At 63.1% G+C, this 23,715-nt stretch carries 19 protein-coding genes and 2 pseudogenes; 5 read left to right on the forward strand and 16 right to left on the reverse strand.

All coding sequences use genetic code 11. The features are described from left to right. Window positions 1-71: 71 nt before the first annotated feature. The 4 genes and pseudogenes from cyoD to cyoA form a co-directional block, all read right to left on the reverse strand. The gene (cyoD, locus tag ACZYHG_RS00640) at window positions 72-449 is read right to left on the reverse strand and encodes a cytochrome o ubiquinol oxidase subunit IV (protein WP_464612087.1); all 378 of its coding nucleotides are present in this window, start codon (window positions 447-449) and stop codon (window positions 72-74) included. Then, window positions 446-1,072 (reverse strand): cytochrome o ubiquinol oxidase subunit III, encoded by a 627-nt coding sequence (gene cyoC, locus ACZYHG_RS00645; protein WP_464612088.1) that lies wholly within the window; start codon window positions 1,070-1,072, stop codon window positions 446-448. Before cyoC ends, cyoD begins: the two co-directional genes overlap by 4 nt. 9 nt (window positions 1,073-1,081) lie before the next feature. Next, complete coding sequence (gene cyoB, locus ACZYHG_RS00650) at window positions 1,082-3,079, reverse strand: cytochrome o ubiquinol oxidase subunit I (RefSeq protein ID WP_464612089.1); 1,998 nt, start codon at window positions 3,077-3,079, stop codon at window positions 1,082-1,084. A 10-nt stretch (window positions 3,080-3,089) separates the two neighbouring features. Next, window positions 3,090-4,270, reverse strand: a pseudogene (gene cyoA, locus ACZYHG_RS00655) (ubiquinol oxidase subunit II). A gap of 209 nt (window positions 4,271-4,479) precedes the next feature. On the opposite strand from cyoA, the gene ACZYHG_RS00660 reads away from it, so the two are divergent. Next, window positions 4,480-5,802, forward strand: a complete 1,323-nt coding sequence (locus ACZYHG_RS00660) for an MFS transporter (RefSeq protein WP_464612090.1) — start codon at window positions 4,480-4,482, stop codon at window positions 5,800-5,802. Between the two features lie 16 nt (window positions 5,803-5,818). Here ACZYHG_RS00660 and ACZYHG_RS00665 read toward each other — a convergent pair whose 3' ends face one another. The 4 genes and pseudogenes from ACZYHG_RS00665 to ACZYHG_RS00680 all read right to left on the reverse strand — a co-directional run bounded on the left by ACZYHG_RS00665 (window position 5,819) and on the right by ACZYHG_RS00680 (window position 10,799). Next, window positions 5,819-6,838 (reverse strand): NADP-dependent oxidoreductase, encoded by a 1,020-nt coding sequence (locus ACZYHG_RS00665; protein WP_464612091.1) that lies wholly within the window; start codon window positions 6,836-6,838, stop codon window positions 5,819-5,821. 81 nt (window positions 6,839-6,919) lie between these two features. Continuing rightward, a complete protein-coding gene (locus ACZYHG_RS00670; protein WP_464612092.1) occupies window positions 6,920-7,813 on the reverse strand; it encodes a dihydrodipicolinate synthase family protein in 894 nt (297 codons plus the stop codon). A 112-nt stretch (window positions 7,814-7,925) separates the two neighbouring features. Next, window positions 7,926-9,269: pseudogene (locus ACZYHG_RS00675) on the reverse strand (NAD(P)/FAD-dependent oxidoreductase). A gap of 195 nt (window positions 9,270-9,464) precedes the next feature. Further along, complete coding sequence (locus ACZYHG_RS00680; RefSeq protein ID WP_464612093.1) at window positions 9,465-10,799, reverse strand: aspartate aminotransferase family protein; 1,335 nt, start codon at window positions 10,797-10,799, stop codon at window positions 9,465-9,467. 95 nt (window positions 10,800-10,894) lie between these two features. On the opposite strand from ACZYHG_RS00680, the gene ACZYHG_RS00685 reads away from it, so the two are divergent. Then, a complete protein-coding gene (locus tag ACZYHG_RS00685) occupies window positions 10,895-11,752 on the forward strand; it encodes a LysR family transcriptional regulator (protein WP_464612094.1) in 858 nt (285 codons plus the stop codon). Between the two features lie 30 nt (window positions 11,753-11,782). Here ACZYHG_RS00685 and ACZYHG_RS00690 read toward each other — a convergent pair whose 3' ends face one another. Beyond that, window positions 11,783-13,312: an MDR family MFS transporter gene (locus tag ACZYHG_RS00690; RefSeq protein WP_464612095.1), complete on the reverse strand. Its 1,530-nt coding sequence runs from the start codon at window positions 13,310-13,312 to the stop codon at window positions 11,783-11,785. A 118-nt stretch (window positions 13,313-13,430) separates the two neighbouring features. Between ACZYHG_RS00690 and ACZYHG_RS00695 the strand changes: the two genes are divergently transcribed. Together ACZYHG_RS00695 and ACZYHG_RS00700 are read left to right on the forward strand one after the other, a co-directional pair. Further along, entirely contained in the window at window positions 13,431-14,078 is a 648-nt protein-coding gene (locus ACZYHG_RS00695) for a MarR family winged helix-turn-helix transcriptional regulator (protein WP_464612096.1), read from the forward strand. Window positions 14,079-14,342: 264 nt separating this feature from the next. Next, the gene (locus ACZYHG_RS00700; protein ID WP_464614842.1) at window positions 14,343-15,122 is read left to right on the forward strand and encodes an alpha/beta hydrolase; all 780 of its coding nucleotides are present in this window, start codon (window positions 14,343-14,345) and stop codon (window positions 15,120-15,122) included. Window positions 15,123-15,137: 15 nt separating this feature from the next. Here ACZYHG_RS00700 and ACZYHG_RS00705 read toward each other — a convergent pair whose 3' ends face one another. Further along, on the reverse strand, window positions 15,138-16,184 hold the full coding sequence (locus tag ACZYHG_RS00705; RefSeq protein WP_464612097.1) for a bile acid:sodium symporter family protein: 1,047 nt from the start codon (window positions 16,182-16,184) through the stop codon (window positions 15,138-15,140). 48 nt (window positions 16,185-16,232) lie between these two features. Here ACZYHG_RS00705 and ACZYHG_RS00710 point away from each other — a divergent pair, with 48 nt between their 5' ends. Beyond that, window positions 16,233-17,075 carry a LysR substrate-binding domain-containing protein gene (locus tag ACZYHG_RS00710; protein WP_464612098.1) on the forward strand — a complete coding sequence of 281 codons (843 nt, stop codon included), beginning with the start codon at window positions 16,233-16,235 and terminating at the stop codon, window positions 17,073-17,075. Between the two features lie 154 nt (window positions 17,076-17,229). On the opposite strand, the gene pldH is transcribed toward ACZYHG_RS00710, so the two are convergent. The 6 genes from pldH to ACZYHG_RS00740 are packed head-to-tail and all read right to left on the reverse strand — an operon-like array spanning window position 17,230 to window position 23,676. Beyond that, on the reverse strand, window positions 17,230-17,976 hold the full coding sequence (pldH, locus tag ACZYHG_RS00715; protein ID WP_464612099.1) for a pyridoxal 4-dehydrogenase, SDR-type: 747 nt from the start codon (window positions 17,974-17,976) through the stop codon (window positions 17,230-17,232). A gap of 38 nt (window positions 17,977-18,014) precedes the next feature. Further along, window positions 18,015-19,193, reverse strand: a complete 1,179-nt coding sequence (ppaT, locus tag ACZYHG_RS00720; protein WP_464612100.1) for a pyridoxamine--pyruvate transaminase — start codon at window positions 19,191-19,193, stop codon at window positions 18,015-18,017. 26 nt (window positions 19,194-19,219) lie between these two features. Then, complete coding sequence (pldA, locus tag ACZYHG_RS00725) at window positions 19,220-20,026, reverse strand: 4-pyridoxolactonase (RefSeq protein WP_464612101.1); 807 nt, start codon at window positions 20,024-20,026, stop codon at window positions 19,220-19,222. 48 nt (window positions 20,027-20,074) lie between these two features. Further along, window positions 20,075-21,010 (reverse strand): putative B6 ABC transporter permease subunit 1, encoded by a 936-nt coding sequence (locus ACZYHG_RS00730; RefSeq protein WP_464612102.1) that lies wholly within the window; start codon window positions 21,008-21,010, stop codon window positions 20,075-20,077. Between the two features lie 3 nt (window positions 21,011-21,013). Further along, window positions 21,014-22,111, reverse strand: coding sequence for a putative B6 ABC transporter permease subunit 2 (locus tag ACZYHG_RS00735; RefSeq protein WP_464612103.1), 1,098 nt, complete (start codon window positions 22,109-22,111; stop codon window positions 21,014-21,016). Next, window positions 22,108-23,676, reverse strand: coding sequence for a putative B6 ABC transporter ATP-binding protein (locus tag ACZYHG_RS00740; RefSeq protein ID WP_464612104.1), 1,569 nt, complete (start codon window positions 23,674-23,676; stop codon window positions 22,108-22,110). The genes ACZYHG_RS00735 and ACZYHG_RS00740 overlap by 4 nt, the downstream gene beginning before the upstream one ends. Window positions 23,677-23,715: the final 39 nt, after the last annotated feature.

Genomic DNA, 23,715 nt, shown 5'->3' on the forward strand with positions numbered 1-23,715 from the left:
GGCGGGCAAGCCAATCCCGGCCCGCCCGATCCGTGCCTCGATACTGGTCCTCCCCGCGCCCGGCGCCGGGCTCACGGCATCTCGCGCATGTCGTGAAGCCCTGGCATCATGTTGGCGTTGAGATGGTACATCACCCAGAGCGAGCCGGTCAGCACGATGACGACCAGGATCAGTGTAAAGATCAGCGCCAGCATCGACCATCCGCCCTCGGAGGCGGTGTTCATATGCAGGAAGAAGACCATGTGGACGACGATCTGCACCACCGCGAAAGCCATGACGACGATGGCCGTGGCCTGCTTGTCGTCGATGGCGCCGCTCATGACCAGCCAGAATGGGATGGCCGTCAGTATCACCGACAGCACGAAGCCGATCAGGTAGCCCCTGAACGACCCATGCGCGGCTCCGCCATGGGCGTCGCCGTGACCCTCGGCATGATCATGAGCGCTCATCGCAACATCCCCATCAGGTAGACGAAGGTGAAGACGCCGATCCAGACGACGTCGAGGAAATGCCAGAACATCGAGAGGCACATCAGCCGACGGCGGTTGGCCTCGATAAGGCCGAACCGGGCAACCTGCGTCATCAGCGTCACCAGCCAGACGAGGCCGAAGGTGACGTGCAGGCCGTGCGTGCCGACCAAAGTGAAGAAGGATGACAGGAAAGCGCTGCGCTGCGGCGTGGCACCTTCATGGATCATGTGGGAGAACTCGTAGAGCTCGATCGACAGGAAGGCCAGACCGAACAGGGCGGTCACCGCAAGCCAGGCTTGCGTTGCCGCGACGCGGCCCTTGTCCATGGTCAGCATGGCAAAGCCATAGGTGATCGAGGAGAACAGCAGCATGGCGGTGTTGACCGCCACCAAGTCGAGGTCGAACAGGTCCTTCGGCGCCGGCCCCGCCGCGTAATTGCCGCCGAGCACGCCATAGGCCGCGAACAGCATGGCGAAGATCAGGCAGTCGCTCATCAGATAGAGCCAGAAGCCGAGCATGGTGCTGCTGCCTTCGGCGTGCGCATGCTCTTCTTCCAGGTGGAAGACCGGTTCGGTGCCGGCCGTGGTTGCTGTCGAAGCCATGCTCAAACCCTAGCCCTGGGCAGCGAGGAGCGTCGTCCTCGCCTCCTCCGTCTGCGTGACCTCGGCAGTCGGAATGTGGAAGTCTCTGATATAGTTGAAGGTGTGGCCGATCGCGGTGGCGATCAGGCAGACGAAGCTCAGCGCCGCCAGCCACCAGATGTACCAGATCAGGCCGAAGCCGAGAGCCACGCTAAAGGCGGCCAAGATGACACCGGTGCCGGTGTTGCTCGGCATGTGGATCGGCTTGAAGCCGGAGAGCGGCCTGCTGTAGCCGGCCTTCTTCATGTCCCACCAGGCATCGTTGTCGCGCACGACCGGCGTGAAGGCGAAGTTGTAGGCGGGCGGCGGCGAGGAGGTCGACCATTCGAGCGTGCGGCCGTCCCAAGGATCGCCGGTCGGATCCGTCAGGGCCTCGCGCTTGCGGATGGAGACGTAGATCTGGACCAGGAAAGCGGCAATGCCGAAGGCAATCAGCACCGCGCCGAAGGCAGCGATGATGAACCAGATCTGCAGCGATGGGTCGTCGAAGACGCGCATGCGGCGCGTCACGCCCATCAGGCCGAGGACATAGAGCGGCATGAAGGCGAACCAGAAGCCGACCACCCAGAACCAGAACGAGACCTTGCCCCAGAACGGATCGAGCTTGAACCCGAAGGCCTTGGGCCACCAGTAGGCGATGCCGGCAAACAGGCCGAACAGCACGCCGCCGATGATGACATTGTGGAAATGCGCGATCAGGAACAGGCTGTTGTGCAGGACGAAGTCCGCCGGCGGCACGGCAAGCAGCACGCCGGTCATGCCGCCGACGGTGAAGGTGAGCATGAAGGCCATCGTCCACATCATCGGCAGTTCGAAGCGGATGCGGCCGCGATACATCGTGAACAGCCAGTTGAAGATCTTCGCCCCGGTCGGGATCGAAATGATCATCGTGGTGATGCCGAAGAAGGAATTGACGCTGGCGCCGGAGCCCATGGTGAAGAAGTGGTGCAGCCAGACCAGATAGGACAGGATGGTGATGACCACCGTGGCGTAGACCATCGAGGTGTAGCCGAACAGGCGCTTGCCGGAGAAGGTCGAGGTAACCTCGGAAAAGACGCCGAACAGCGGCAGGATGAGGATGTAAACTTCCGGGCGACCCCATATCCAGATGAGGTTCACATACATCATCGGGTTGCCGCCGAAATCGTTGGTGAAGAAATTGGTGCCGACATAGCGGTCGAGCGCCAGCAGCGAGAGCACCGCCGTCAGCACCGGGAAGGACGCCACGATCAGCACATTGGTGCACAGCGACGTCCAGGTGAAGACAGGCATACGCATCATCGTCATGCCGGGCGCGCGCATCTTGATGATGGTGCAGATCAGGTTGATGCCCGACAGCGTGGTGCCGACACCCGCCACCTGCAACGCCCAGATGTAATAATCGACGCCGACGTCGGGACTGTAGCCGATGCCGGAGAGCGGCGGATAGGCGAGCCAGCCGGTGCGGGCGAATTCGCCGACAAACAGCGACGCCATGACCAGGATGGCGCCGCCGACCGTCATCCAGAAGCTGAAATTGTTGAGGAAGGGGAAGGAGACGTCACGCGCGCCGATCTGCAGCGGCACGACGAAGTTCATCAGCCCGGTGACGAAGGGCATCGCCACGAAGAAGATCATGATCACGCCGTGCGCGGTGAAGATCTGGTCATAGTGATGCGAATTGAGGTAGCCCTCGGAACCGTTGAAGGCGATGGCCTGCTGCAGGCGCATCATGATGGCGTCCGAAAAGCCGCGCAGCAGCATGACGAGGCCGAGCACCATGTACATGATGCCGATCTTCTTGTGGTCGACGCTGGTGAACCACTCGCGCCAGAGGTAACCCCAGAGCTTGAAATAGGTGATGACGCCGAGAAGGGCTACGCCGCCGAGCGCCACCGCGGCGAAGGTGGCAACGACGATCGGCTCGTGCAGCGGCAGCGAGTCCAAGGTGAGACGGCCGAAGATGAATCTGGTCAGCGTATCGGGCATTGGCTGTCTCTCACAATTCTTGCCGCAGCAGGCCGAGCGATGGCGCATCCGCCTCGGCGCGGCGGCTCTCGGTGCCTGGCCTCAGCAGCCCGGCCCCGCGCAGCGGGGAAGATTCCTGGCCGGCCAATCCGTCGGCGTGGCGTTGCTGGCCGCGCGCGTCGCGGCAGCCGCTTCCTCAGCCGTGCAGATGCTGGCGACATAGGACGGATCGTTGCCGAACACCGCGCCGCGCCGGGCGAGCTTGTCGTATTGCAGCGGCAGCGTGTTGCGGACACCCGCAAGACCGAGGCCGCCCTTGGCGTCGATCGACATCATCTCGTTCATGCACATCTTGCCGCGCTCGACGCACAGATTGAGAATGGCGCCGTAGAGGTCGGGATCGACAGAGGCGTAGTGGCGGACCGGCTCGTTCTCGCTCGGCTTTTCGAGTTCGAGATAGCTGTCACGGTTCAGCGCCGCCGACGCGGTCCTGGTCTGCGCCACCCACTGGTCGAAAGCCTGGTCGGACAGGCCGTGGAAGGCGAAGCGCATGCCCGAAAAGCCGGCGCCGCTGTAATTGGCTGAGAAGCCTACATACGTGCCCGGCCGGTTGATAACGGCGTGTAGCTTGGTCTCCATCGCCGGCATTGCATAGATCTGCCCGGCCAGGGCTGGAATGTAGAAGGAGTTCATCACCGCCGAGGAGGTGATGCGGAAGTCGATCGGCTGGTTGACCGGCGCCGCCAGCTCGTTGACGGAGGCGATGCCATAGTCCGGATAGATGAAGAGCCACTTCCAGTCGAGCGCCACGACCTCGACCCGCAGCGGCTTGTGCAGCGCTGTGACCGGCTGGCCGGGCTCGATGCGGTCGATGCGGCGGTAGGGGTCGAGCAGATGCGTGCCGAGCCAGGTCAGCGCGCCAAGGCATATGATGATAAGCAGGGGCGCTGCCCAGATCACCAACTCCAGTTTCGTGGAATGATCCCAGTCCGGCGCGTAGGTCGCCGACGGGTTGGAATGCCGGTAGCGCCAGGCGAAGAAGACAGTCAGCGCCATGACGGGCACGATGATGATCAGCATCAGCACGGTCGAGACCACGAGCAGGTCACGCTGCTGGAGCGCGACATCGCCGGCGGGCGCAAGCACGACCAGATCGCAGCCGCTGAGCAGCCCGGCCAGAGGAAACAGAAGCAAGGCTCCAAATCGTTTCATTAAACGCTGCCCTCAATGGACCACCGCAACCGTTCATGTTGCAGTGCGGCATCAAGGGCTACTGCTCGCGGCGCCGCGGCAACATTGGACAATTTGTCCAATGCCCAGCCGGCATGGCTTTGGCGCAGTTTGCAGTGCACAATGGAACCTCTGGGAAACCCCAGAATTGGATCCCGGACACTTCATTCCACGCGGTGGCGACGGATAAGATGGCTCAGACTTCGACTGCCGAAACCAACAGCGAGCTGATCGGCTCGCATCATGGCCAGGTCAGCGCCGGCGATATCGCGGTCGGCGTGATCGTGGGCAGGACGTCGGAATTCTTCGACTTCTTCGTCTATGCGATTGCGTCCGTCATCGTGTTTCCCAAGCTCATATTTCCGACGCACGATCCACTCGTCGGGACGCTGTATTCCTTCTCCATCTTCGCGCTCGCCTTCGTCGCGCGCCCGTTCGGCTCGGTTCTGTTCATGGCCATCGATCGCGCCTATGGCCGCGGCGCCAAACTGACGATCGCGCTGTTCCTGCTTGGCACGTCGACCGTCGCCATCGCGTTTCTGCCGGCCTATGGCGACATCGGTGCGGTGGCGATCTGGCTTCTCGCGCTTGCCCGCATCGGACAGGGTCTGGCGCTCGGCGGAACATGGGACGGGCTGCCTTCGCTGCTGGCGTTGAACGCGCCGGAAAACCGGCGCGGCTTCTATGCCATGATCCCGCAGCTGGGCGCGCCGATCGGCCTCATCGTGGCAGCCGCTCTCTTCGCCTTCTTCGTCGCCAATCTGTCGGCCGACGACTTCCTTGCGTGGGGCTGGCGCTATCCCTTCTTCGTTGCCTTCGCCATCAATGTCGTGGCGCTGTTTGCCCGGCTGCGCATTGTCGTGACGCCCGAATTCTCGAAATTGTACGAAAGCGGCGACCTGCAGCCGACGCGCATAAGGGACACGATCAAAGCCGAAGGCCGCAACGTCGTCATCGGCGCCTTCGCGCCACTGGCGAGTTTCGCCCTGTTCCACATGGTGACGGTGTTTCCGCTGTCCTGGGTGTTCCTGTTCACCGATGAGGGGCCCGCGCGCTTCCTGGTGATCGAGGCAGTGAGCGCGCTGTTCGGCATTGCGGCCATCGTCGCGTCGGGGCCGCTGGCCGATCGCGTCGGACGGCGTGCACTACTCGGCGGTTCGGCGATCGCCATCGCCACCTTCAGCGGCTTTGCCCCGCAGCTTCTGGATGGCGGCGCTGTCGGCGAAGCGCTGTTCATGGTGCTCGGCTTCATCCTGCTGGGGTTGAGTTTCGGACAATCATCGGGCGTCGTCGCCTCGAGCTTTTCCCGCCAGTATCGCTACACTGGCTCGGCCATAACCTCGGATCTGGCCTGGATGTTTGGCGCCGGCTTCGCGCCGCTCGCTGCGCTGCTGCTGGCCGGCAATTTCGGCCTCATCGCCGCCGGCGCCTATCTGCTGTCGGGTGCTGCCTGCACCTTACTTGCGCTGTGGATCGACGGACGGCGCCCGGCGGCGGACCGCCAGCCCGACTGATTTTTGCGAGACGCTATTATTGCGCGACCCGCACGATGAGCTTGCCGAAGTTCTTGCCGTCGAGAAGGCCGAGGAAGGCTTGCGGCGCATTCTGCAAGCCATCCACGATGTCTTCCCGGTAGCGGACCTGCCCTGACGCGATCCATCCGGCCATCTCACGATAGAAGGCCGGACGCTGGTCGACAAATTCGCGCTGGATGAAGCCCCTTATCGTCAGGCTGCGGTGGAGCACTTGCTGCATCAACGTCGGCAGCCGGTCGGCGCCTGATATCGCGATGGTGTTGTATTGCGCGATCAACCCGCAGACAGGGACACGCGCGAACTCGTTCAGCAGGGGAAACCCCGCATCCCAGACAGGACCGCCGACATTCTCGAAATAGACGTCGATGCCATCAGGGCAGGCAGCCTTCAACTGCTCGGCGAAATCGTCGGCCCGGTGGTCGACGACAGCGTCGAAGCCGAGCTCCTGCCGCACGAAGGCGCATTTGCCAGCGCCGCCGGCGATGCCAACGGCACGCGCGCCCTTGATGCGTGCGATCTGGCCAACGGCCGAGCCGACCGCGCCGCTGGCAGCCGCCACGACCACCGTCTCACCAGCCTTTGGCTGTCCGATCGTCAGCAAGCCGGCATAGGCGGTGAAGCCCGGCATACCCAGCACACCGAGCGCGGTCGTGATCGGCGCCGCGGCAGGGTCGAGCTTGCGCAGCCCGACCCCATCGGACAGTGCGAAACCCTGCCATCCCGAGTGGGACAGCACGATATCGCCTTCAGCAAAATCGGCATGGCGGGATCTGACGACGCGCGCGACGGTGCCGCCTTCCATCACCCCGCCGACCTCGACCGGCTTGGCATAGGATTTTGCGGCGTTCATGCGGCCGCGCATGTAGGGATCAAGCGACAGATAGAGGATCTGGAGCAGCAGTTCGCCCTCGCCCGGCTCGGCGATCGCCACGGACTCGACGCGGAAGTCGCCTGGCTTCGGCCGGCCCTGCGGCCGCGACGCAAGCACGATGCGGGTGTTCGTCTCAGTCGACATTGGATACGCCCTCCTGGAATTCCCGCGCCGGCCGGTGGCGCTCGACATGATAGTTGAGAGCAAAGTTCAGCAGGCGCTGCTTCAAACCCGTTTGCCCAGATCGGCGATCGTGGCCCTGATGACTTTCTCAACCGACGCACGCTCACTGCCTTCGATCTCCAGGCGTGGCTTGCGCACGAATTCGGGCGCGCCGTAGACGAGATGTTCGGCAAGCTTGATGTACTGAACCAGCTTCACGTCGGTGTCGAGATGGAAAGCTGGCGTCAACAACCTGTACAGCGGCAATGCGGCCTTGAAGTTTCCAGCCCTGGCCTCATTGAAGAGCGCCACGCATTCCGCCGGCCATGCATTGGTCATGCCGGACACCCAGCCGACGACGCCGAGCGCCAGGCTTTCCAGGATAAGATCGTCGACGCCGCAGAAGATGTCGAAGCGGTCGCCAAAGGCGTTGAACAGGTCGGTCACGCGCCGGATGTCGCCTGTCTCTTCCTTGATAGCGACGATACCGGGCACGTCGACCAAAGCCTTCAATGTTTCGACGTCGACATCAACCTTGTAGGCAATGGGGTTGTTGTAAATCATCACCCGCAGGTCGCTCGCCTCGGCAACGGCCTTGTACCATGCGACCGTTTCACGGCGATCCGTACGGTAGGCAAGACTTGGAAAGGTCATCAGGCCTTGCGCGCCAAGCTTCTGATAGTTGCGGGCCGCGGCAATGGCATTGTCGGTCGACAGTTCGGCCAGACCTGACAGAAGCGGCACCCTGCCCGCGACAACCTCGCAGGCGACGGTGACGACGGCGTCGCGTTCTTGCTGCGTCAGCGTCGCGTTCTCGCCCAGCATGGGCAGGACGATGACGCCCGAAACGCCGTTCTTTATAAGGCGATCAATGCTTGACTGCGTGGCCTCGATATCGATGGATCCCGATGCCTGCATCTTGGTGGTGACCGCGGGAAAAACGCCTGTCCAGGTCATGTCTTGATCTCCTCTTGCTCGTGGACATCTGTCCGCTTCGCTGAAATCGAATGGGTTCCGGGGCCGGGTTGCTCACCTGCTCTCGCCATGGTCCGTGCCAAGGCGGGATCATCTAAAGCGAGGGTCCCAACCGGGTCGGACTGCCGTCGCTGAAACGGGAGAGACGGAACCTTTGGAGATTGTGCCCGGTCTCGTTGCCCTGGATCAGATCGGACAGGATGCGGCCCATGCCAGGGCCGATGCCGAAGCCGTGACCGCTCATGCCGGTCGCGATGACGAGGCCCGGGATCGCTGCTGCGCGATCGACGACGGGCACGACATCCGGCATCGCATCGATCATGCCCGCCCAACTCGCCTTGAGCGGTACAGTCTCGAATTGCGGGAAAAGCCGCTTGAATTCGCGGTCGATGGCGCGAAGGGCCTTGGCCTCGGGGGCTGGATTGAGAATGCGCATCCGTTCGAACGGGGTTTCCTTGTCCGCGTCCCATTTGCGCGGGGTCGACCAGCTGTCCGGGTAGCCACGCGGCGCGACCGGCCGGTAGCGCGTGCCAAGGGGATTTGCCTTGAGTGCAGGAAGATACTTCGGCGCGTGGCGCAAGGCATCCGGCCCGACATAGAGCACGTGGCTGCCTCCCGCCGCCAGCGTATAGCCGCCATCTTGCCTGCGCCGAAACGCGATGTGTTCGTCCGCGGCAGCGCCGGCGTAGATTTCCGGCAGCGGCGCGGTCGCGGCGACGGTTGTTCTGACACTGAGTTGAGGGATCGAGATGCCATGCGCGTGCAGGAACAGGGACGTCCACGCGCCGCTGGCGACGAGAACGCTCGACGTGGCGATGCGCCCTTGCTCGGTCCAGACGCCGCTGATGCGTCCCGCCGAGACATCAAGCATGCGTGCGGCGCAATTCTCGATGATGGTGGCGCCTTGCCGGGCGGCCAGGCGGGCAAGTGCGGGCACCGCCACCCAGGGCTCGGCGCGCATATCCGATGGCGTGGTCATCGCGCCCTTGAAGGGGCGCGACATGGCCGGGATCAGCCTGGCGGTCTCGCCTTGATCAAGCAGACGCGTGTCGACGCCGTAAGCCTCAGCGATCTTCAGGAACCTGGCGAAACCGGCCATCTCCTTCTAGGTGTGCGCAAGATAGGTGACGCCCGTCTGCTTCAGCCCGATGTCCTCGCCGCATTCCTGGGCCAGTTGGCGCCAGAGGCGTTGCGCTTCGATGACGATCGGCAGTTCGTCGGCGTCGCGGCCCTGCTGCCGGATCCAGCCCCAGTTGCGCGAGGATTGCTCGGCGGCGATGCGTCCCTTCTCCAGCAAGGTGACCGAGATGTTGCGCCGCGCCAGGAACAGCGCCGTGGTCACACCGATGACGCCGCCTCCGATGATCACGACTTCCGAGGTCTTCGGCAACGGCGCTTGAAACTGGATCGGAGTGGCTTCAGTGAAGGGGAAGGTCAATGCGTACTATCCTTTATCGCGCCACGACGGTGTCCGGTCGCAAGACCTGTCCTGGCGGCGGCAGACCTGGCCGCTTCCATGGGAAGTCGGCAATGCGCCAAGAGACCAATGGCCAGCACTACACCGCCGACCTGGAGAATTTGCGTGCCAGTGCGATAAAGTTGTTGGCCACCATCGCAGCCATCGCCATGCCCGTCACTCGGCGGCGATGCCGGAAAGGCCCGCACTTGCCGCGAGCCCCCCTTCGATCGAGTCCGAAATGACCCGCAAGCCGAGGTCGAGTTCCTCTTCGGAAATCGTCAGCGGTGGAGCAATGCGGAACACGCCGCCCATACCGGGAAGCTTGACGATGTTCATGCTCAGGCCGCGGCGGAACGCTTCCGCCGCAATCCGGGCGCCAAGCTGGTTGTCGGGCTCCCTGCCCTTGCCGTTGACGATCTCGACCCCGAGCAGAAGGCCACGGCCGCGCACGTCGCCGACACACTCATAGCGCTGCTTCAGTCGCGACAGTCCGTCGAACAGTTTCGCACCGAGATACCGTGTCCGCTCGACGAGCTTTTCTTCCTCGACCACATCGAGCACGGCGAGGCCCACGGCCGCCGGCAGCGGATCGGAGACATGCGTGGTGTAGAACAGGAAGCCATTGGCGTGCGCCGCCTCCTCGATTTCAGCTGTCGTCATCACGGCCGACAGCGGCAGCCCCGCGCCGATGGTCTTGGACAGTGTGAGTATATCGGGGGTGACGCCATCCCTTTGAAAGGCGAACATATCGCCCGTGCGGCCGATGCCGGTCTGCGCTTCGTCGAGGATAAGCAGCATGCCGCGCTCGTGGCACTTTTGCTTGAGCGCCGCCAGATAGCCGTGCGGCAGCTCCAATATGCCGCCACTCGACAGGATCGGCTCGGCGACAAAGGCAGCCAGGCTTCCCGTTGACTGGCTGTCGATCAGGTCGAACGCATCGTTGAGTTCGGTAAGCCAGTCCAACGAGCCGTCGGCATGCTTGAAGCGCGGCCGGAAACTGTTGGGTGCGGGAATGGCGAGCGAGCCTACCGCCGCGGGTCCATAGCCCTTGCGGCCTGCGCTGTAGGTTGCCGACGCGGCGGCACCTGTCATGCCGTGCCAGCTCTTTGAGAAGGCGACGATCTCATGTTTGCCAGTCACCAACTTCGCCATCCGGATGGCCGCTTCGTTTGACTCGGCGCCGGTCGAAAGCAGCAGCACCCGATCGAGACCGGGCGCCAGCGCTGCAAGGCGTTGCGCAAGCTCGACCACCGGACGCGACAGCATGCCGCTGAACAGATGCGCGACCTTTTCGACCTGGCGGCTGACCGTCGAGACAATCCTGGGATGGCTATGCCCGAGCAGTGCGCTCATCTGGCCGGAGGTGAAATCGAGGATGGGCCGGTCGTCCGCATCATAGACGAACGAACCCGCGGCGCGCTCGATGATGGCGGGCTCGAACGTGCCGCCATAGCGGATGAGATGCTTTTGCGCCGCGTCCCAGAATTGACGATCCGAATTTTTCGACATGCTGCTGCTCCGCCAAGTGTTCAGGCGGAAGTTAGCCGATGGTGCGGATGCAGTAAAATTGATAGTAATCGGATTCCGATATCAACGGAATTGATATGCAGGGACCACTCGACCTCAGGCTGCTGGCGACCTTCGTTCGTGCTGCCCATTCGGGCACGTTGAGCGCGACAGCGGTACAGGTCGGACGCACGCAATCAGCGGTGACCATGCAGATCCAGCGGCTCGAGGAGGCTCTCGGCCAGAGCCTGTTTCATCGCAGCGGCAGCGGGGTGCGCTTGACCGGCAGCGGTGAGCGCTTCCTGGCCTATGCCGAGCGCATTCTTAAAATCCACGACGAGGCTATATCGGCGCTTTCCGACAAAGGCCTGCACGGCTCGATCCTTTTCGGCAGTCCCGAAGATTATCTGAGTGCGTTCTTTCCCGCGCTCCTGAAGAGTTTTGGAACCATGTACCCCGATGTCGAGATCAAGGTCGTTTCGGCGCCGACGGTCGAATTGCGAACGCTTCTCAACGGACGCCAGATCGACCTCGCGCTTGTTTCCGCGCCGAATGCAAACCAGACGCAGGATATCGTGCGTACGGAATCGCTGGTGTGGGTGGGCAGCAAGCCGTCGCTGGAGCTCTACGATTTTGGCGACACCGTTCCGCTGGCTTTGTCGGCGTCGAACGCCGTGGACCACAAGGCGGCTTGTGAAGCCATGGCCGGTGCCGGGCTGCGCTACAAGATATCCTATGCCAGCAACAGCCTTGCCGGATTGATTGCCGTCGCGCGGTCCGGTCTGGCCATCAGCGTGATGACCAAGGAGGCGGTCCCGCCCGACCTCCATATTCTGAACGCGCCGCTTCCTCAGCTGCCTCGCCTGGGCATTCTGATCGCCTTTGCCAACTCGGAGCGATCGCCTGCGGTCGAGGCCTTTGCGGGCCACATCCGAAGTGTTCTCCCGTCGCTTTGAGGCGATCGAACTGGCGGCTGCCTGCCCGGCTCAGCCGCGCTTCGGGATCTGTATGTCCTCGAGCAAAAGCGTCAGTGCCATCGCGACGAAGTAGAGCGCTGCCACCCAGATGAACATCACGTTGAAGCCACTCGAATAGTGGCCGAGCACAACATCGCGGATTGCGACCGGCAGGCTCGATGCCAGATGCGGGGTCAGTCCGGTCAGGCCATCCGGCAACAGGGCGGCGGCGTCGGCGGGCAGTTCTGAAGTCTGCCGGTTCAGCGCCCAGGTCATCACCGCGCCATTCAGCGCCAGCCCCAGCGATGCCCCGATGGTCCGCGACTGCGTAATCAGAGAGGTCACCGCGCCGATGTCCTGCAGCGGTGCGGCAGCCTGGATCGCCACCATCAGTACCTGGAACTGCAGGCCCATGCTGATGCCGAATACAGCCATCATCGTCGCCAGCACCCAGATCGGCGTGTGCGAGTTGATGAAAACAAAGCCAATCATCAGCAGCCCGCCAATACCCATCGCCACCACCGGCATCCATTTGTAGCGACCGGTTGCGGCAATCACCCGTCCGGCCAGTATCGAGACGACCATCGAGGTCACGGAAGCCGGCAGGAACAGGAAGCCGACTTCTGCGGGGCTGAGGCCCGTGAGCGTCTGCATGTAGAGCGCGAAATAGAAGAACATGCCCAGCGTCACCGAGCCGGCAACCAGCGACACGCCCGAGACGATACGGACCGTCGAAACGTCGAACAGCCGCAAGGGCACGATCGGCTCTTCGGCCCGCCGCTCGACCATGATGAACGAGGCGATTGCCGCCACCGCGATCACCGGCAGCGCGAAGGTGAGCAGATCCGGCCCGGCGGGGTCGAGCACATGATAGCCCCAATAGACGATTGCCGTGGTGCCGATGGCCAGCAGCAAGCCGCCGAGATAGTCGACGCGGTGCTTCTTTTCGTTGAACCGACTGCGCATGGCGAAGCCGATCACCGCAAGCACGACGATGCCGATCGGCAGGTTGACCAGGAACACCCAGCGCCAGCCGAACAGACTGGTGATATAGCCGCCCGCCAACGGGCCGAGCACCGACGACAGCGCGAACACCGCCGAACTGTAGCCTTGGTACTTGGCACGGTCGCGCGGTCCGAACAGTTCGCCGATCATGGCGAAGGCCGAGACCATCAGGCCGCCGCCGCCTATACCTTGCAGGACGCGCGCCGCGATCAGGCTCTCCATCGACCATGCCATGCCGCAGACCAGCGAGCCCAACAGGAACAAGGTGATCGCCGTCAACACCACATTCTTGCGGCCATACATATCGCCGAGCTTGCCGTAGAAGGGCGCGACAGCAGCGGTCGAGAGCAGATAGGCGGCGCCGACCCAGCCGAACAGATGCAGATTGCCCAGTTCGCCGGCGATGGTGGGCAAGGCGGTGACGACGATCTGCATGTCGATGGTGGCCATGAACATGGCGATCAGCGCGCCGAAATAGACGATCAGCGTCGTGAGATCGGGCCGGGCCCCGGCCTCCACGGGCGCGGCATCTGGAAGGGTTGAGTCAAGGCTCATGGATGTCTCCGACGTTTGGGCGCGGTTTATGTGCCTGCAGCAGATATATGTCAACATCAATTATATGCTATTGGCATGCAATTGACATCAGCATGTATTCTTGCTAGCGCGCTGTGGCATGAACACCAACGATACCGGGCCGGGCAGCGCCGACCGATTTTCAGCCCATTGCCAGACACAAGGCGATCAGGACCTCGCCGACCTGGCGCGCAGCAATGGCATGTCCGAAGCGGCAGCCGGGGCCGTCGCCGCCATCGATGCGGTGATGACCAAGGTGCGCCGTTCGGTCCAGCGCCGGGACTTCGGTCGTTTGATCCTGGCCCGCGTCGATCCCTCGCTGGAAGTGAGCCATCTCGACGCGATTATCGCGCTCAATGCGGTCGTCAGCGACACTGCGCAGGACGAGGTGACGGTCGGCATCATCGCCGAGCGCATGGGGATCGACCCCTCCCGCGCCAGCCGCATCTCTGCCGATCTCGTCGAGCGTGGCTACGCCTTCCGCGTCGCATCGCAACTCGACGCCCGACGCATTTGCCTCAGACCCACCGCCAAGAGCGAGCGCCTGGTGACGGCGGTGCGTCAGACCAAATGGCGCATCTTCGCTGGCGCACTGGCGCAATGGGATGAGCAGGACCTGGTAACGTTCGCCGCCCTGCTGGAACGCTTCGCGGGTTGGGCCATCGACGACGCGGGGATGAGCAGGTCGGCCGATGCCGTCAAGCAGATGATGGACGAGACGGAGCCCGGACTGCCCGAGACGAAATAGGGTGGCGCCGGGGTGGACGGCCATACATCCAAATGGCCGGTCGACTGTGTAGACAGGCTCAGGAAGGTTCACGTGAACGACGTTGTCCGCGGCAAGCGATCACGAAGCGGTGACGGTGGTAACGAAGGCCGGGCAGGCTGCGAAGTCTGGATGTGAGCGCCGCGCCAGCATCTTGCGGCACTTCCAAGTCGAAGGTTTGGCAAGTCGAAGGTTCGGCAAGTCGAAGCTTCGACGCGAACCTGCCAACCTCTCAAGGAATCCACGATCATGATCAACAGGCGTACTTTCTCCACCGCGCTCGTCGCCGGGGTGGCGACGAGCATATTGGCCGGCTCCGCCAAGGCGCGAGCGCAGACAGGCGTCAAGATACGCAATGTCGTCCTGGTCCATGGCGCTTATGCGGACGGCTCGTGCTGGTCGGAAGTGGTTGGCCGGCTGCAGCAGGCCGGCCTCAAGGCGACTGTCGTCCAGCACCCGCTGACCACCTTGCAAGCGGGCATCGACGCAACGCACCGTGCGATCGCGCTCCAAGATGGACCGACGATTCTGGTCGGACACTCCTTTGCCGGCATGATCATCACTGAGGCTGGGATGGATCCAAAAGTTTCTTCGCTTGTCTACGTGGCGGCTCGCGCTCCGGATGCGGGTGAAGACTACACGGCGCTCGCCAGGACTTTCGCGGCGCCGCCCGCCTCGGCGGGGCTTGTCTGGTCCGAAGGCTATGGCAAGCTCAGCGAGGAGGCTTTTCTACGGGATTTCGCTGGCGGCATTCCTCTCGAGAAGGCGCGCATCCTCTATGCCGTGCAGGGTCCGATCTCGGACAGGCTCTTCTCCGGAAAGACGACGCAAGCCGCCTGGCGCTCGAAACCAAGCTGGTATGCCGTCTCGACAGAGGATCGCACGATCAACCCGGATCTCGAACGCTTCATGGCAAAGCGCATGAAAGCAAAGATCATCGAGGTGAAGGCAAGCCATCTGTCGCTGATCTCCCATCCACAAGAGATCACCCAGCTGATTTTAGAAGCCGCCGGACAGCTCACCTAGATATGCGCAACCCAACTAAGCCACCGAGGCCGTCGGCTCGGCTTGCAGCACGGCGGACCGGTTTGCCGCCCTGGCATATTTCTGGGCGATCATGGCGCAGACCATGAGCTGTATCTGGTGGAAAAGCATCAGCGGCAGAACGATCGCGCCGACGCCCTGGCCGGCAAAGATGACGTTCGCCATCGGCACACCGCTCGCCAGGCTCTTCTTCGAGCCGCAGAAAGTGATCGTGATCTGGTCGGCCTTGTGGAAGCCGAGAAGCCGACTGCCATAGGTCGTGAACAGAAGCACCAGGCCAAGCAACACCATGTCGGCGACGACGACCACGGCGATGTCGCGCAGCGAGAACATGTGCCACAGCCCCTCGGCGATGGCCGTGCTGAAGGCCAGATAGACCACCATCAGGATCGAGCCACGATCGACAGGCATCAGCAATGTCTTGCGAGAGCGTATCCAGTTGCCGATCTTGGGCTCCAGCAATTGTCCGAGCGCAAAAGGCAGGAGCAGTTGCACGAGGATCTGCCCCACCGCATCCCACGAAAATCCGCCATGACCACCGATGGAGAAGAGCAGCCCAACGAGCAAGGGTGTCAGGAACATGCCGAAGATGTTGGAGGCGGATGCCGAGCAGATGGCGGCAGGGACATTTCCACCGGCCATCGAGGTGAACGCGATCGAGGACTGCACCGTCGAGGGCAGGACACAGAGAAACAGAATGCCGAGATAGAGCGGCTTGGGCAGGATCGAAACAGGCAGATAGCCAAGCGCCAGGCCCAGCAGCGGGAACAGGCCAAATGTCGTCAGAAGAATCACCAGGTGCAGGCGCCAATGCATCAGGCCGGCAACAACCACATCACGCGAGAGCCTCGCACCATGCAGGAAGAACAGAAGCGCCACGGCAAAATTGGTCGCGATCGCGAACCATCTCGCGAACGTCCCGGTCGCTGGCACGACGGACGCAAGCGCGACCGTGGACAACAGCAAGATCAGAAAAGTATCGGGCAGAAAGCGGCGCATGACATGTTCGTTCCGGGGTGGGTGCAGCACCGTCTTTTCGCGCATTGCAAAATAGGATACAAGGAATAACAGTTATCGTAATTTGAGATATCAATGCTCGATTTGGTCCAACTTCGCAGCTTTGTCACCGTCCAGCAGATGGGAAGCTTCACCTTCGCGGCCGAGAGGCTGGGGCTCGGGCAATCCACCGTTAGCCAGCACATCAGCAAGCTGGAGGCTGCGATTGGCAGGCAGTTGCTGGCCCGCGATACGCACAAGGTGATGCTGACGCCCGACGGCGAAGCCCTGCTCGGCCATGCCCGGACCATGTTGTCCATAGAGGGCCAGATGCAGGCGCTGTTCACCGCACAGAAGCTGCGTGGTACTTTGAGGCTCGGCGTATCCGAGGACCTGGTTGCCAGCCGTCTGCCTGTCGTGCTGGAGGATTTCGTCCGGTCTCACCCATCCGTTGATCTTGAACTGACGGTCGCGCTGAGCGGCCTGCTCTATGAGATGCAGGACAATGGCGAACTCGATCTCGTTTTGGCAAAGCGCCGGCTGGGCGACAGCCGTGGTCAGCTCGTCTATCGCGAGCCGCTTGTCTGGCTCGCCCGCGATCCGGAACACGTTCTATCGCTTGCGGCCTTGCCGTTGATTGCCTTCCCCGCGCCAAGCGTCACGCGCAGCATTGCGCTGGAAGTGCTCGAGCGGCACCGCATGCCATGGCGCATTGTCTGCACCTGCGGAAGCCTGAGCGGGCTGACGGCCGCCGCACGCGCAGGCATGGGGGTTCTGGTGCAACCGCAAAGCATGTCGCCTTCGGGCCTGAAGGAAATCGGCAGCCTGCCGCAGTTGGAGGATGTGGAGTTCGTCCTGATCCCGAGCAAGGGCGCTGACAAGGCACTCGTTTCAGCGCTTTCGGAAGATATACTCTCCAAGGTGAAAGCCCTGCGCTGAGCCGCTGCGCAGGGCTGTCGGCCAGTGTCTCCGTTTTCGGGAATTGCTCTCGTTAAAGCAGTTCACCGCTTCACGAAAACGATGAACTGCTCTAACTCTTTGTTTTTCCGAAATTCCGGACGGAAAACCCGCTCACACTTTTCCTGGAATTGCTCTAGTGCCTGACCATCCCGGCGTCGACATTCAGCGTCTGGCCGGTGATCCAGCGGGCGTCCTCGCTAGCCAGGAACGATACGACATCGGCGATGTGCTCGGGCTGGCCCTTGCCCTTCATCGCCTGCAGCATCTCGACGAAGCCGAACGCTTCGTTGTGCGGGCTCGCCTTGACGCCGTCGCTCTCGATCAGGCCAGGCGTCACCGCATTCGCCGTGATGTTGTACTTGCCAAGCTCCGTGGCCAGCGCCCGGGTGAAACCGATGACGCCGCCCTTGGCCGCGACATAGGCCGCCATGTTCGGCGTGCCGGCAAAGAAGGTGTTGGATGCGATGTTGATCACCCGTCCTGCCTTGCCTGCCGCCCGCATCTGGTCGGTGCCGGCTCGGCTGACAATGAAGGTGCCTGTCAGATTGACGTCGATGATCTTGCGCCAATGGTCGAGGTCGACATCGTCCCAGGCGATGAACGGCACGATGCTGGCATTGTTGACCAGAATGTCGATGCCGCCCGTCAGCGCCTGGATTTCGCCAAACAGCGCTTTGACCGATGCCGGGTCGGAAATGTCGGCGGCGATCGCCTTCGCCTTGCCGCCGATCGATGCGGCTGCCGCCTTGGCGCCTTCGGCATTGATGTCGCTGACGATGACGGTCGCGCCGTCGGCGGCAAGCCGCGCCGCGATCGCCTTGCCGATGCCCTGTGCCGCGCCGGTAACCAGCGCCGTCTTCCCTGCAAGCCGTTCAGTCATGAAAATGCTCCCTCAATCCGTGATCCGATGATGTCTGTTCAGGCGTCGGCATCGATAACGGCCAGCGCCGCGTCGATGCCCTTGCCGACCGCAAGCTTCTGGCCGGCCGCATTCATGGCGCCGCCAAGCGCCGTCAGCGCGGCGATCGCATAGATCGGCTGGGCGGTCGGTCCCATATGGCCGATGCGCGTCAGCTTGCCCAATGTTTCGCCGCGGCCCGACGAGAAGACGACGCCATAACGGGCGCGCGCCGCGACCCGCAGCGCCTTCTCGTCGACGCCGTCGGGCGTGCGCACGGCCGTGGTGCTTGGCGAGGCGATCGCGTCGCTCGCGGCCCAGATCGACAGGCCCATGCCGGTGACGCCCGCACGCATGGCCTTTGCCGTCAGCGCGTGGCGCGCCCACACAGCCTCCGGTCCTTCGTTGAGATAGAGATCGAGTGCGACATCGAGGCCGTTCACTTCAGCGACCGATGGCGTGAACGGGAACGGCTTGTCGCGCGACCAGGCATTTTCCCAATCGACGATGCTCAGCACAGATGCGCGCGGTGCTGCCTTGTTGGCCTTCATCTTGGCCCAGGCGCGGTCGCTGACGCCCATGATCGTCAGCGCCGGCGGCGCGCCGAGGCACTTGCCGGGGCCGGTGACATAGATGTCGGCCTTGCAGTCCTCGGGATGGGTCTTCATGCCGCCGAAGGAGGAAACCGCGTCGACGATCAGGTAACCGCCATGCGCCGAGACCAGCGCGCCGATGGCGTCGATCGGGTTGATGGTGCCTGACGGCGTGTCGTGATGGCAGACCGACACGATGGTGATTTCCGGATGCGCCTTCAGCATGTCGGCGACCGGCTGCGGGTCGATCGCCTCATTGTAGGGCACTTCGATTTCGAGAAGATGCGGCGAATAGCGTTTCGCCCAGTAGCCGAAGCCCTTGCCATAGACGCCTGAGGCAAGGTTGAGCACCACGTCGTCCGGCGTGATCAATGACGCTGCTGCGGCCTCCAGGCCCAGCACCGGCTCGCCATGCAGGATGAGCGGCTTGTTGGACAGCCGCATCGCCTTCTGCGCCTTGTCGACCACCTTCTCGTAGAAGAGCTGGAACGCCGGGTCATAATCATAGAGCACAGTGCGCGAGAGACCGCGCAGCACTTCTGGATAGGCATTCACCGGGCCTGCGGTCAGCGTGATGACCGGATCGGCGTGTTCGAGGTAGCGCATGGTCTTGGTCTCCGGATTGGCGGCGGTCAGCCGTAGAATTGCGTGCCGGTCTTGTAGGTCTTGAAGTTGTCCATGTCGTGCGAGTACATCAGCTCGGCGCCGTGGTCCTCGGCCAGCTTCTTGACCTTGCGCATCGAATTGACGCCCGCGACCGGGTCGATGTGGAAGGCAGCCTGGCACAGCGTTTCAAGGCTCTTTTGCGTGTAGGCCGCGTCGATGGTGAACATGATCGGCTTGCGCTTGGGGAATTCGACCAGCAGGCTGTAATGGCCGATCGAATGGCCGGGCGTCGAGATCAGCTTGACCCCCTTGGCCAGTTCGACGTCGCCGTCGATGCCTTCGAAGGTCGAGTTGGCGCGCGTCGTGCCCGCCAGCAGCTGCGCGGTCGCTCCGCGCGCTTCGGCGGCTTCCGCCGAGAAGCTCAGGTCGGAATAGCCGAGATGCTCGAAAGGCTGCGGGTTGCAGGCCTGCGGCACCTCGGTGCGGTGGCAGATCTTCTTGGCATGCGGAAAATACTTGTTGCCGCCGCAATGGTCGAAATGGAAATGCGAGTTGACGACGACGTTGATATCCTTGGGCTCAAGGCCAAGCAGGGCCAGCGCACCTGGAATGGTCTGGTGCTTTTCCTGGATCGGCTTCTCGAACGGCAGCACCTTCATGACGTGGTCGTAGTCGTAGCCGGTGTCGATGAGGAAGCGGCCTTCGGCATGCTCGATCAGGATCGAATAAACGGGAAAGCGCACTTCGCCGCCCGGGCCGCGATTCCAGAACACATGGTAGCCGTCGAGAACAAGCGAGCCGCCGTCGAGCAGGTAGACCTTGGTATCCGACATTGTTGCCTCCTGTTTTGGCGCGGGTCTCTTCCGCGCATGTGATTGTTGTCAGCGCGCGCCGCGCTCGTATGGAATGCCAAGTGCCGCCGGCAGGCTGGCGCGCCGGCCGAACAGCACCAGCATGATCATCACAGCCAGGAACGGCAGCATCTGGATGACGTCGGTCGGGATGTTGATGCCAGCCACCTGCATGGCCGTCGTCAGCGACAGGCAGACGCCGAACAGAAGGGCGCCGAACAGCACCCAGATCGGTCGGCCCCGCGCCAGCATGGCGAGCACGATGCCGAGGAAGCCGGCGCCGTTGGTGATGAACGGAATGAACAGGCCGGCGCCGACATTGGCGAGATAGGCGCCGCCAAGCCCGGCCAGCGCTCCGGTCGTCAACACCGCGATGGTGCGCGTCCTGACGACGTCGATGCCGGCGACGTCGAGTGCTGCCGGCTTGTCGCCGGCGGCCTGCAAATTGAGGCCGAGTTGCGTGCGCCGGTAGAGGTAGCTCATGGCGAACACCAGCGCGACCGCCAGATAGACGATCAGATGATGCTTGAAGAAGGCGGGCCCAATGACAGGAATATCCGACAGCAGCGGAATGACGCTCGCGTCCGCCGCCGGCAGGCGGGGATAGCTGCGCGAGAACTGGAAATGGTGCAGCAGCGCCGTCAGCCCTTCGAGACCGAGCGTCAGCGCGATGCCGATAACGATCTGATTCAGCCCGATGCGCACGCACAACAACGCCATGACCAGAGCCACCGCGACGCCGCCGGCCGCACCGGTGAGAAAGCCCAGCCACAATGACCCGGAATAGAAGGCGCCGACGAAGCCGAGATAGGCGCCGGCCAGCATCATGCCTTCGATGCCGATGTTGAGCACGCCGGCCTTTTCCGACATCTGCTCGCCGAGCCCGGCAAGCAGAAGCGGGATTGCCGCGGTAACCGCCCCGAACAGGAGTGCGCTGAGAAAGACTTCGCTGAGCAGCCCGGTCATGCGTCAGGCCTTTCTGGACTGATGATAGCGGTGATCGACATACTCGGCGAGTGCGAGCACGATCAGCACGATGGAAACCAGCACCAGCGTGAAAGTGTTGGGCACACCAAGCCGCCGCGCTGCGCTCTCGCCGCCGATCGACAGCACCGAAAGCAGGAACACGAAACCAATCGCGGCAAAGCCGTTCATGCGGGCAAGGAACACGGCTGGAATGACCGCCAGCCCATAGGCGGGGTTCCAGTCGGCGCGGACATTGCCTTGCACGCCGATGATGTCGACGGCGCCGGCAAGGCCCGCGAGCCCCGCGGAAATGGCGAAGACGGCGACGGTCAGGCCCGGCACGCCGAGCCCCGAATGAATCGCGGCGCGCGGGTTGGCGCCGACGATCCGCAATTTCAGCCCGAACGCCGTGCGCGTCATCACCAGATGCACGATGATGATCGCCGCCAGGCCGAGCAGCAGGCCGCTGGTGATGGTCGTGTCGAACAGGCGCGGCAGCCGGTCTTCCACCGGCAACGTGCGGGTCTGCGGCACGGTCGTGGAGGGATCGCGAAACACCAGCTTGACCAGCACATTGGCGAGCGAGGTGCCGAGGAACGTCATCATCAGCGTGGTGATGATCTCGTTGACGCCCTGATAGGCACGCAGCAGCGCCGGCACCAGCGACCAGATCATCGCCACCGCCATGGCGATGAGGAACGCGCAGAACAGCGCCAGCCAGGCCGGCATAATCTGCACGAACACGGGAGCGCTGGCCGCCGCCGTCACCGCGCCGAGCAGGAACTGGCCGTCGCCGCCGAGATTCCACATGCCGGCGCGAAAGGCCACGATGAGGCCGGCGGCAAGAAACAGCAGCGGCGCCATGCGCGTCAGCGTCTGCTGGATACCGAGCGGCGAGAACAATCCTTTCTCCAGGACGAAGCCGTAATAGGCGAGCGGGTCGACGCCGACGGAAAGCAGGATGCAGCCGGCGATGACGAGAGCGATGAGGATCGGGCCGAGCGTCATCAGCAGCCGACGCAGTATGTCGCGGCGCGTCGTCGCGGCGCTCGTGGCATCGAGCGCGGTTGCACTGGCGGTGGGTGCGGTGTCGATGCTCATGCCGCAAGTCCGATCATCAGGCGACCGACCTTGGTTCGCGCATCGTCGGTGTTCTCGACGGTGCCGACCAGCGCACCGTTGGCAATGACAGCGATGCGGTCGCACATGCTGAGCAACTCCTCGAGGTCGGTGGAGATGAGCAGCACGGCGAGGCCGCGCGCCGCAGTGTCGCGGATGCGCTGGCGCGACGCCAATGTGTTGGCGAGATCGAGACCGTAGGTTGGCTTGTTGAAGATCACCACCTTGGCGCCTTCGGCCAGTTCGCGCGCCAGCAGCACCTTCTGGATATTGCCGCCGGACAGCCGCGCGACCGGCGTCTTCAAGCTTGGCGTGCGCACATCATAGTCGCGCACGAGCTGGGCGGCGCGCTTGTCGATTTCGCCGCGCTGTTCGACGCCGTGGCGCCAGAACGGAGCCGCGCCGACCTGCTTGAGGAAGAAGTTGATCGAGACCGGGAAGGTGCCGACCGTGCCCTCGCCCAGCCGATCGTCGGTCAGGTAGCGAAGGCCACGCTGGCGGCGTTCGCCGACGCTCAGCGCCTCTATTGCCGAGCCTTCCAGCCGCACCGAACCGCCGGTCGCCACACGCTGACCGGCCAAGGCTTCCGCCAGCTGCTTTTGCCCGTTGCCGTCGATGCCGGCGATGCCCAGAATCTCGCCTGGAAGAATATCGAAGGAGATCGATGACAGGCCCGGCGCATTGTCCGTCGGCGCGACCGCCAGATCCGTGACCTGAAGCAGCGGAGCGGCGTCCGTGCGGACGGTGCGGACAGGACGCTCGACCGCTTCGGGATCGTCCTTCTGCTTGCCGAACATCAATTGCACGATTTCGGAAATGATCTCCTGCTCCCCCAGCGCGCGAAAGCGTTCGGGCGGGATCTCGCCGACCTTGCGGCCGAGTTTCAGCACCGAGATGCGGTCGCCGAAGGCAGCCGCCTCCTTCAACTTGTGCGTGATGAAGACGATGGCAAGCCCCTGCTCAACCAGACGACGCATCAATGCGCCCAGTTCATCGATGCCCTTCGGCGTCAGCATCGAGGTGGATTCGTCGAGGATCAGCAGCCGGCTGTTGCGCACCATGGCGCGCAGGATTTCGACCTGCTGCTGCTCGCCAAGTGAAAGCTCCGACACCTTGGCATGCAGTTTCACCGTGATGCCGAGGCTGCTGGTGATCTCGGCGACGCGCGCCGCCAGTTCTTCGGTCTTGGGTCGCTGCCACCACGGCCCGCCAAGCAACAGGTTTTCCGCCACCGTCAGCGTCGGCACCAGCATCATGTGCTGGAAAACGGTGCCGATGCCGAGCGCAAGCGCATGGCGCGGCGAGGTGATCGGCACCGGTTTGCCGTCGACCAGGATGCGCCCTTCATCCGGCTGCTGCAGGCCGGACAACATGCCGATCAGCGTGGATTTGCCCGCGCCGTTCTCGCCCAGCAGCACATGCACTTCGCCAGGACGGATCGACAGGTCGATGCTGTCATTGGCGACGATTCCGGGAAAGCGTTTGGTCACGCCTTCAAGCGCGACGATGTCGCGCTTGTCGACGGGCGATGAAGAAGAACTGCTCATGAAGGCCCAGCACTGAAAAACGGGAAAGGTCTGGAGGGG

It is taken from the genome of Mesorhizobium subarcticum (assembly GCF_055456085.1).

Coding starts and splice junctions, on each gene's coding strand:
- cyoD (WP_464612087.1), bottom strand. CDS start 449: ATGAGCGCTCATGATCATGCCGAGGGTCACGGCGACGCCCATGGCGGA.
- cyoC (WP_464612088.1), bottom strand. CDS start 1,072: ATGGCTTCGACAGCAACCACGGCCGGCACCGAACCGGTCTTCCACCTG.
- cyoB (WP_464612089.1), bottom strand. CDS start 3,079: ATGCCCGATACGCTGACCAGATTCATCTTCGGCCGTCTCACCTTGGAC.
- ACZYHG_RS00660 (WP_464612090.1), top strand. CDS start 4,480: ATGGCTCAGACTTCGACTGCCGAAACCAACAGCGAGCTGATCGGCTCG.
- ACZYHG_RS00665 (WP_464612091.1), bottom strand. CDS start 6,838: ATGTCGACTGAGACGAACACCCGCATCGTGCTTGCGTCGCGGCCGCAG.
- ACZYHG_RS00670 (WP_464612092.1), bottom strand. CDS start 7,813: ATGACCTGGACAGGCGTTTTTCCCGCGGTCACCACCAAGATGCAGGCA.
- ACZYHG_RS00680 (WP_464612093.1), bottom strand. CDS start 10,799: ATGTCGAAAAATTCGGATCGTCAATTCTGGGACGCGGCGCAAAAGCAT.
- ACZYHG_RS00685 (WP_464612094.1), top strand. CDS start 10,895: ATGCAGGGACCACTCGACCTCAGGCTGCTGGCGACCTTCGTTCGTGCT.
- ACZYHG_RS00690 (WP_464612095.1), bottom strand. CDS start 13,312: ATGAGCCTTGACTCAACCCTTCCAGATGCCGCGCCCGTGGAGGCCGGG.
- ACZYHG_RS00695 (WP_464612096.1), top strand. CDS start 13,431: ATGAACACCAACGATACCGGGCCGGGCAGCGCCGACCGATTTTCAGCC.
- ACZYHG_RS00705 (WP_464612097.1), bottom strand. CDS start 16,184: ATGCGCGAAAAGACGGTGCTGCACCCACCCCGGAACGAACATGTCATG.
- ACZYHG_RS00710 (WP_464612098.1), top strand. CDS start 16,233: ATGCTCGATTTGGTCCAACTTCGCAGCTTTGTCACCGTCCAGCAGATG.
- pldH (WP_464612099.1), bottom strand. CDS start 17,976: ATGACTGAACGGCTTGCAGGGAAGACGGCGCTGGTTACCGGCGCGGCA.
- ppaT (WP_464612100.1), bottom strand. CDS start 19,193: ATGCGCTACCTCGAACACGCCGATCCGGTCATCACGCTGACCGCAGGC.
- pldA (WP_464612101.1), bottom strand. CDS start 20,026: ATGTCGGATACCAAGGTCTACCTGCTCGACGGCGGCTCGCTTGTTCTC.
- ACZYHG_RS00730 (WP_464612102.1), bottom strand. CDS start 21,010: ATGACCGGGCTGCTCAGCGAAGTCTTTCTCAGCGCACTCCTGTTCGGG.
- ACZYHG_RS00735 (WP_464612103.1), bottom strand. CDS start 22,111: ATGAGCATCGACACCGCACCCACCGCCAGTGCAACCGCGCTCGATGCC.
- ACZYHG_RS00740 (WP_464612104.1), bottom strand. CDS start 23,676: ATGAGCAGTTCTTCTTCATCGCCCGTCGACAAGCGCGACATCGTCGCG.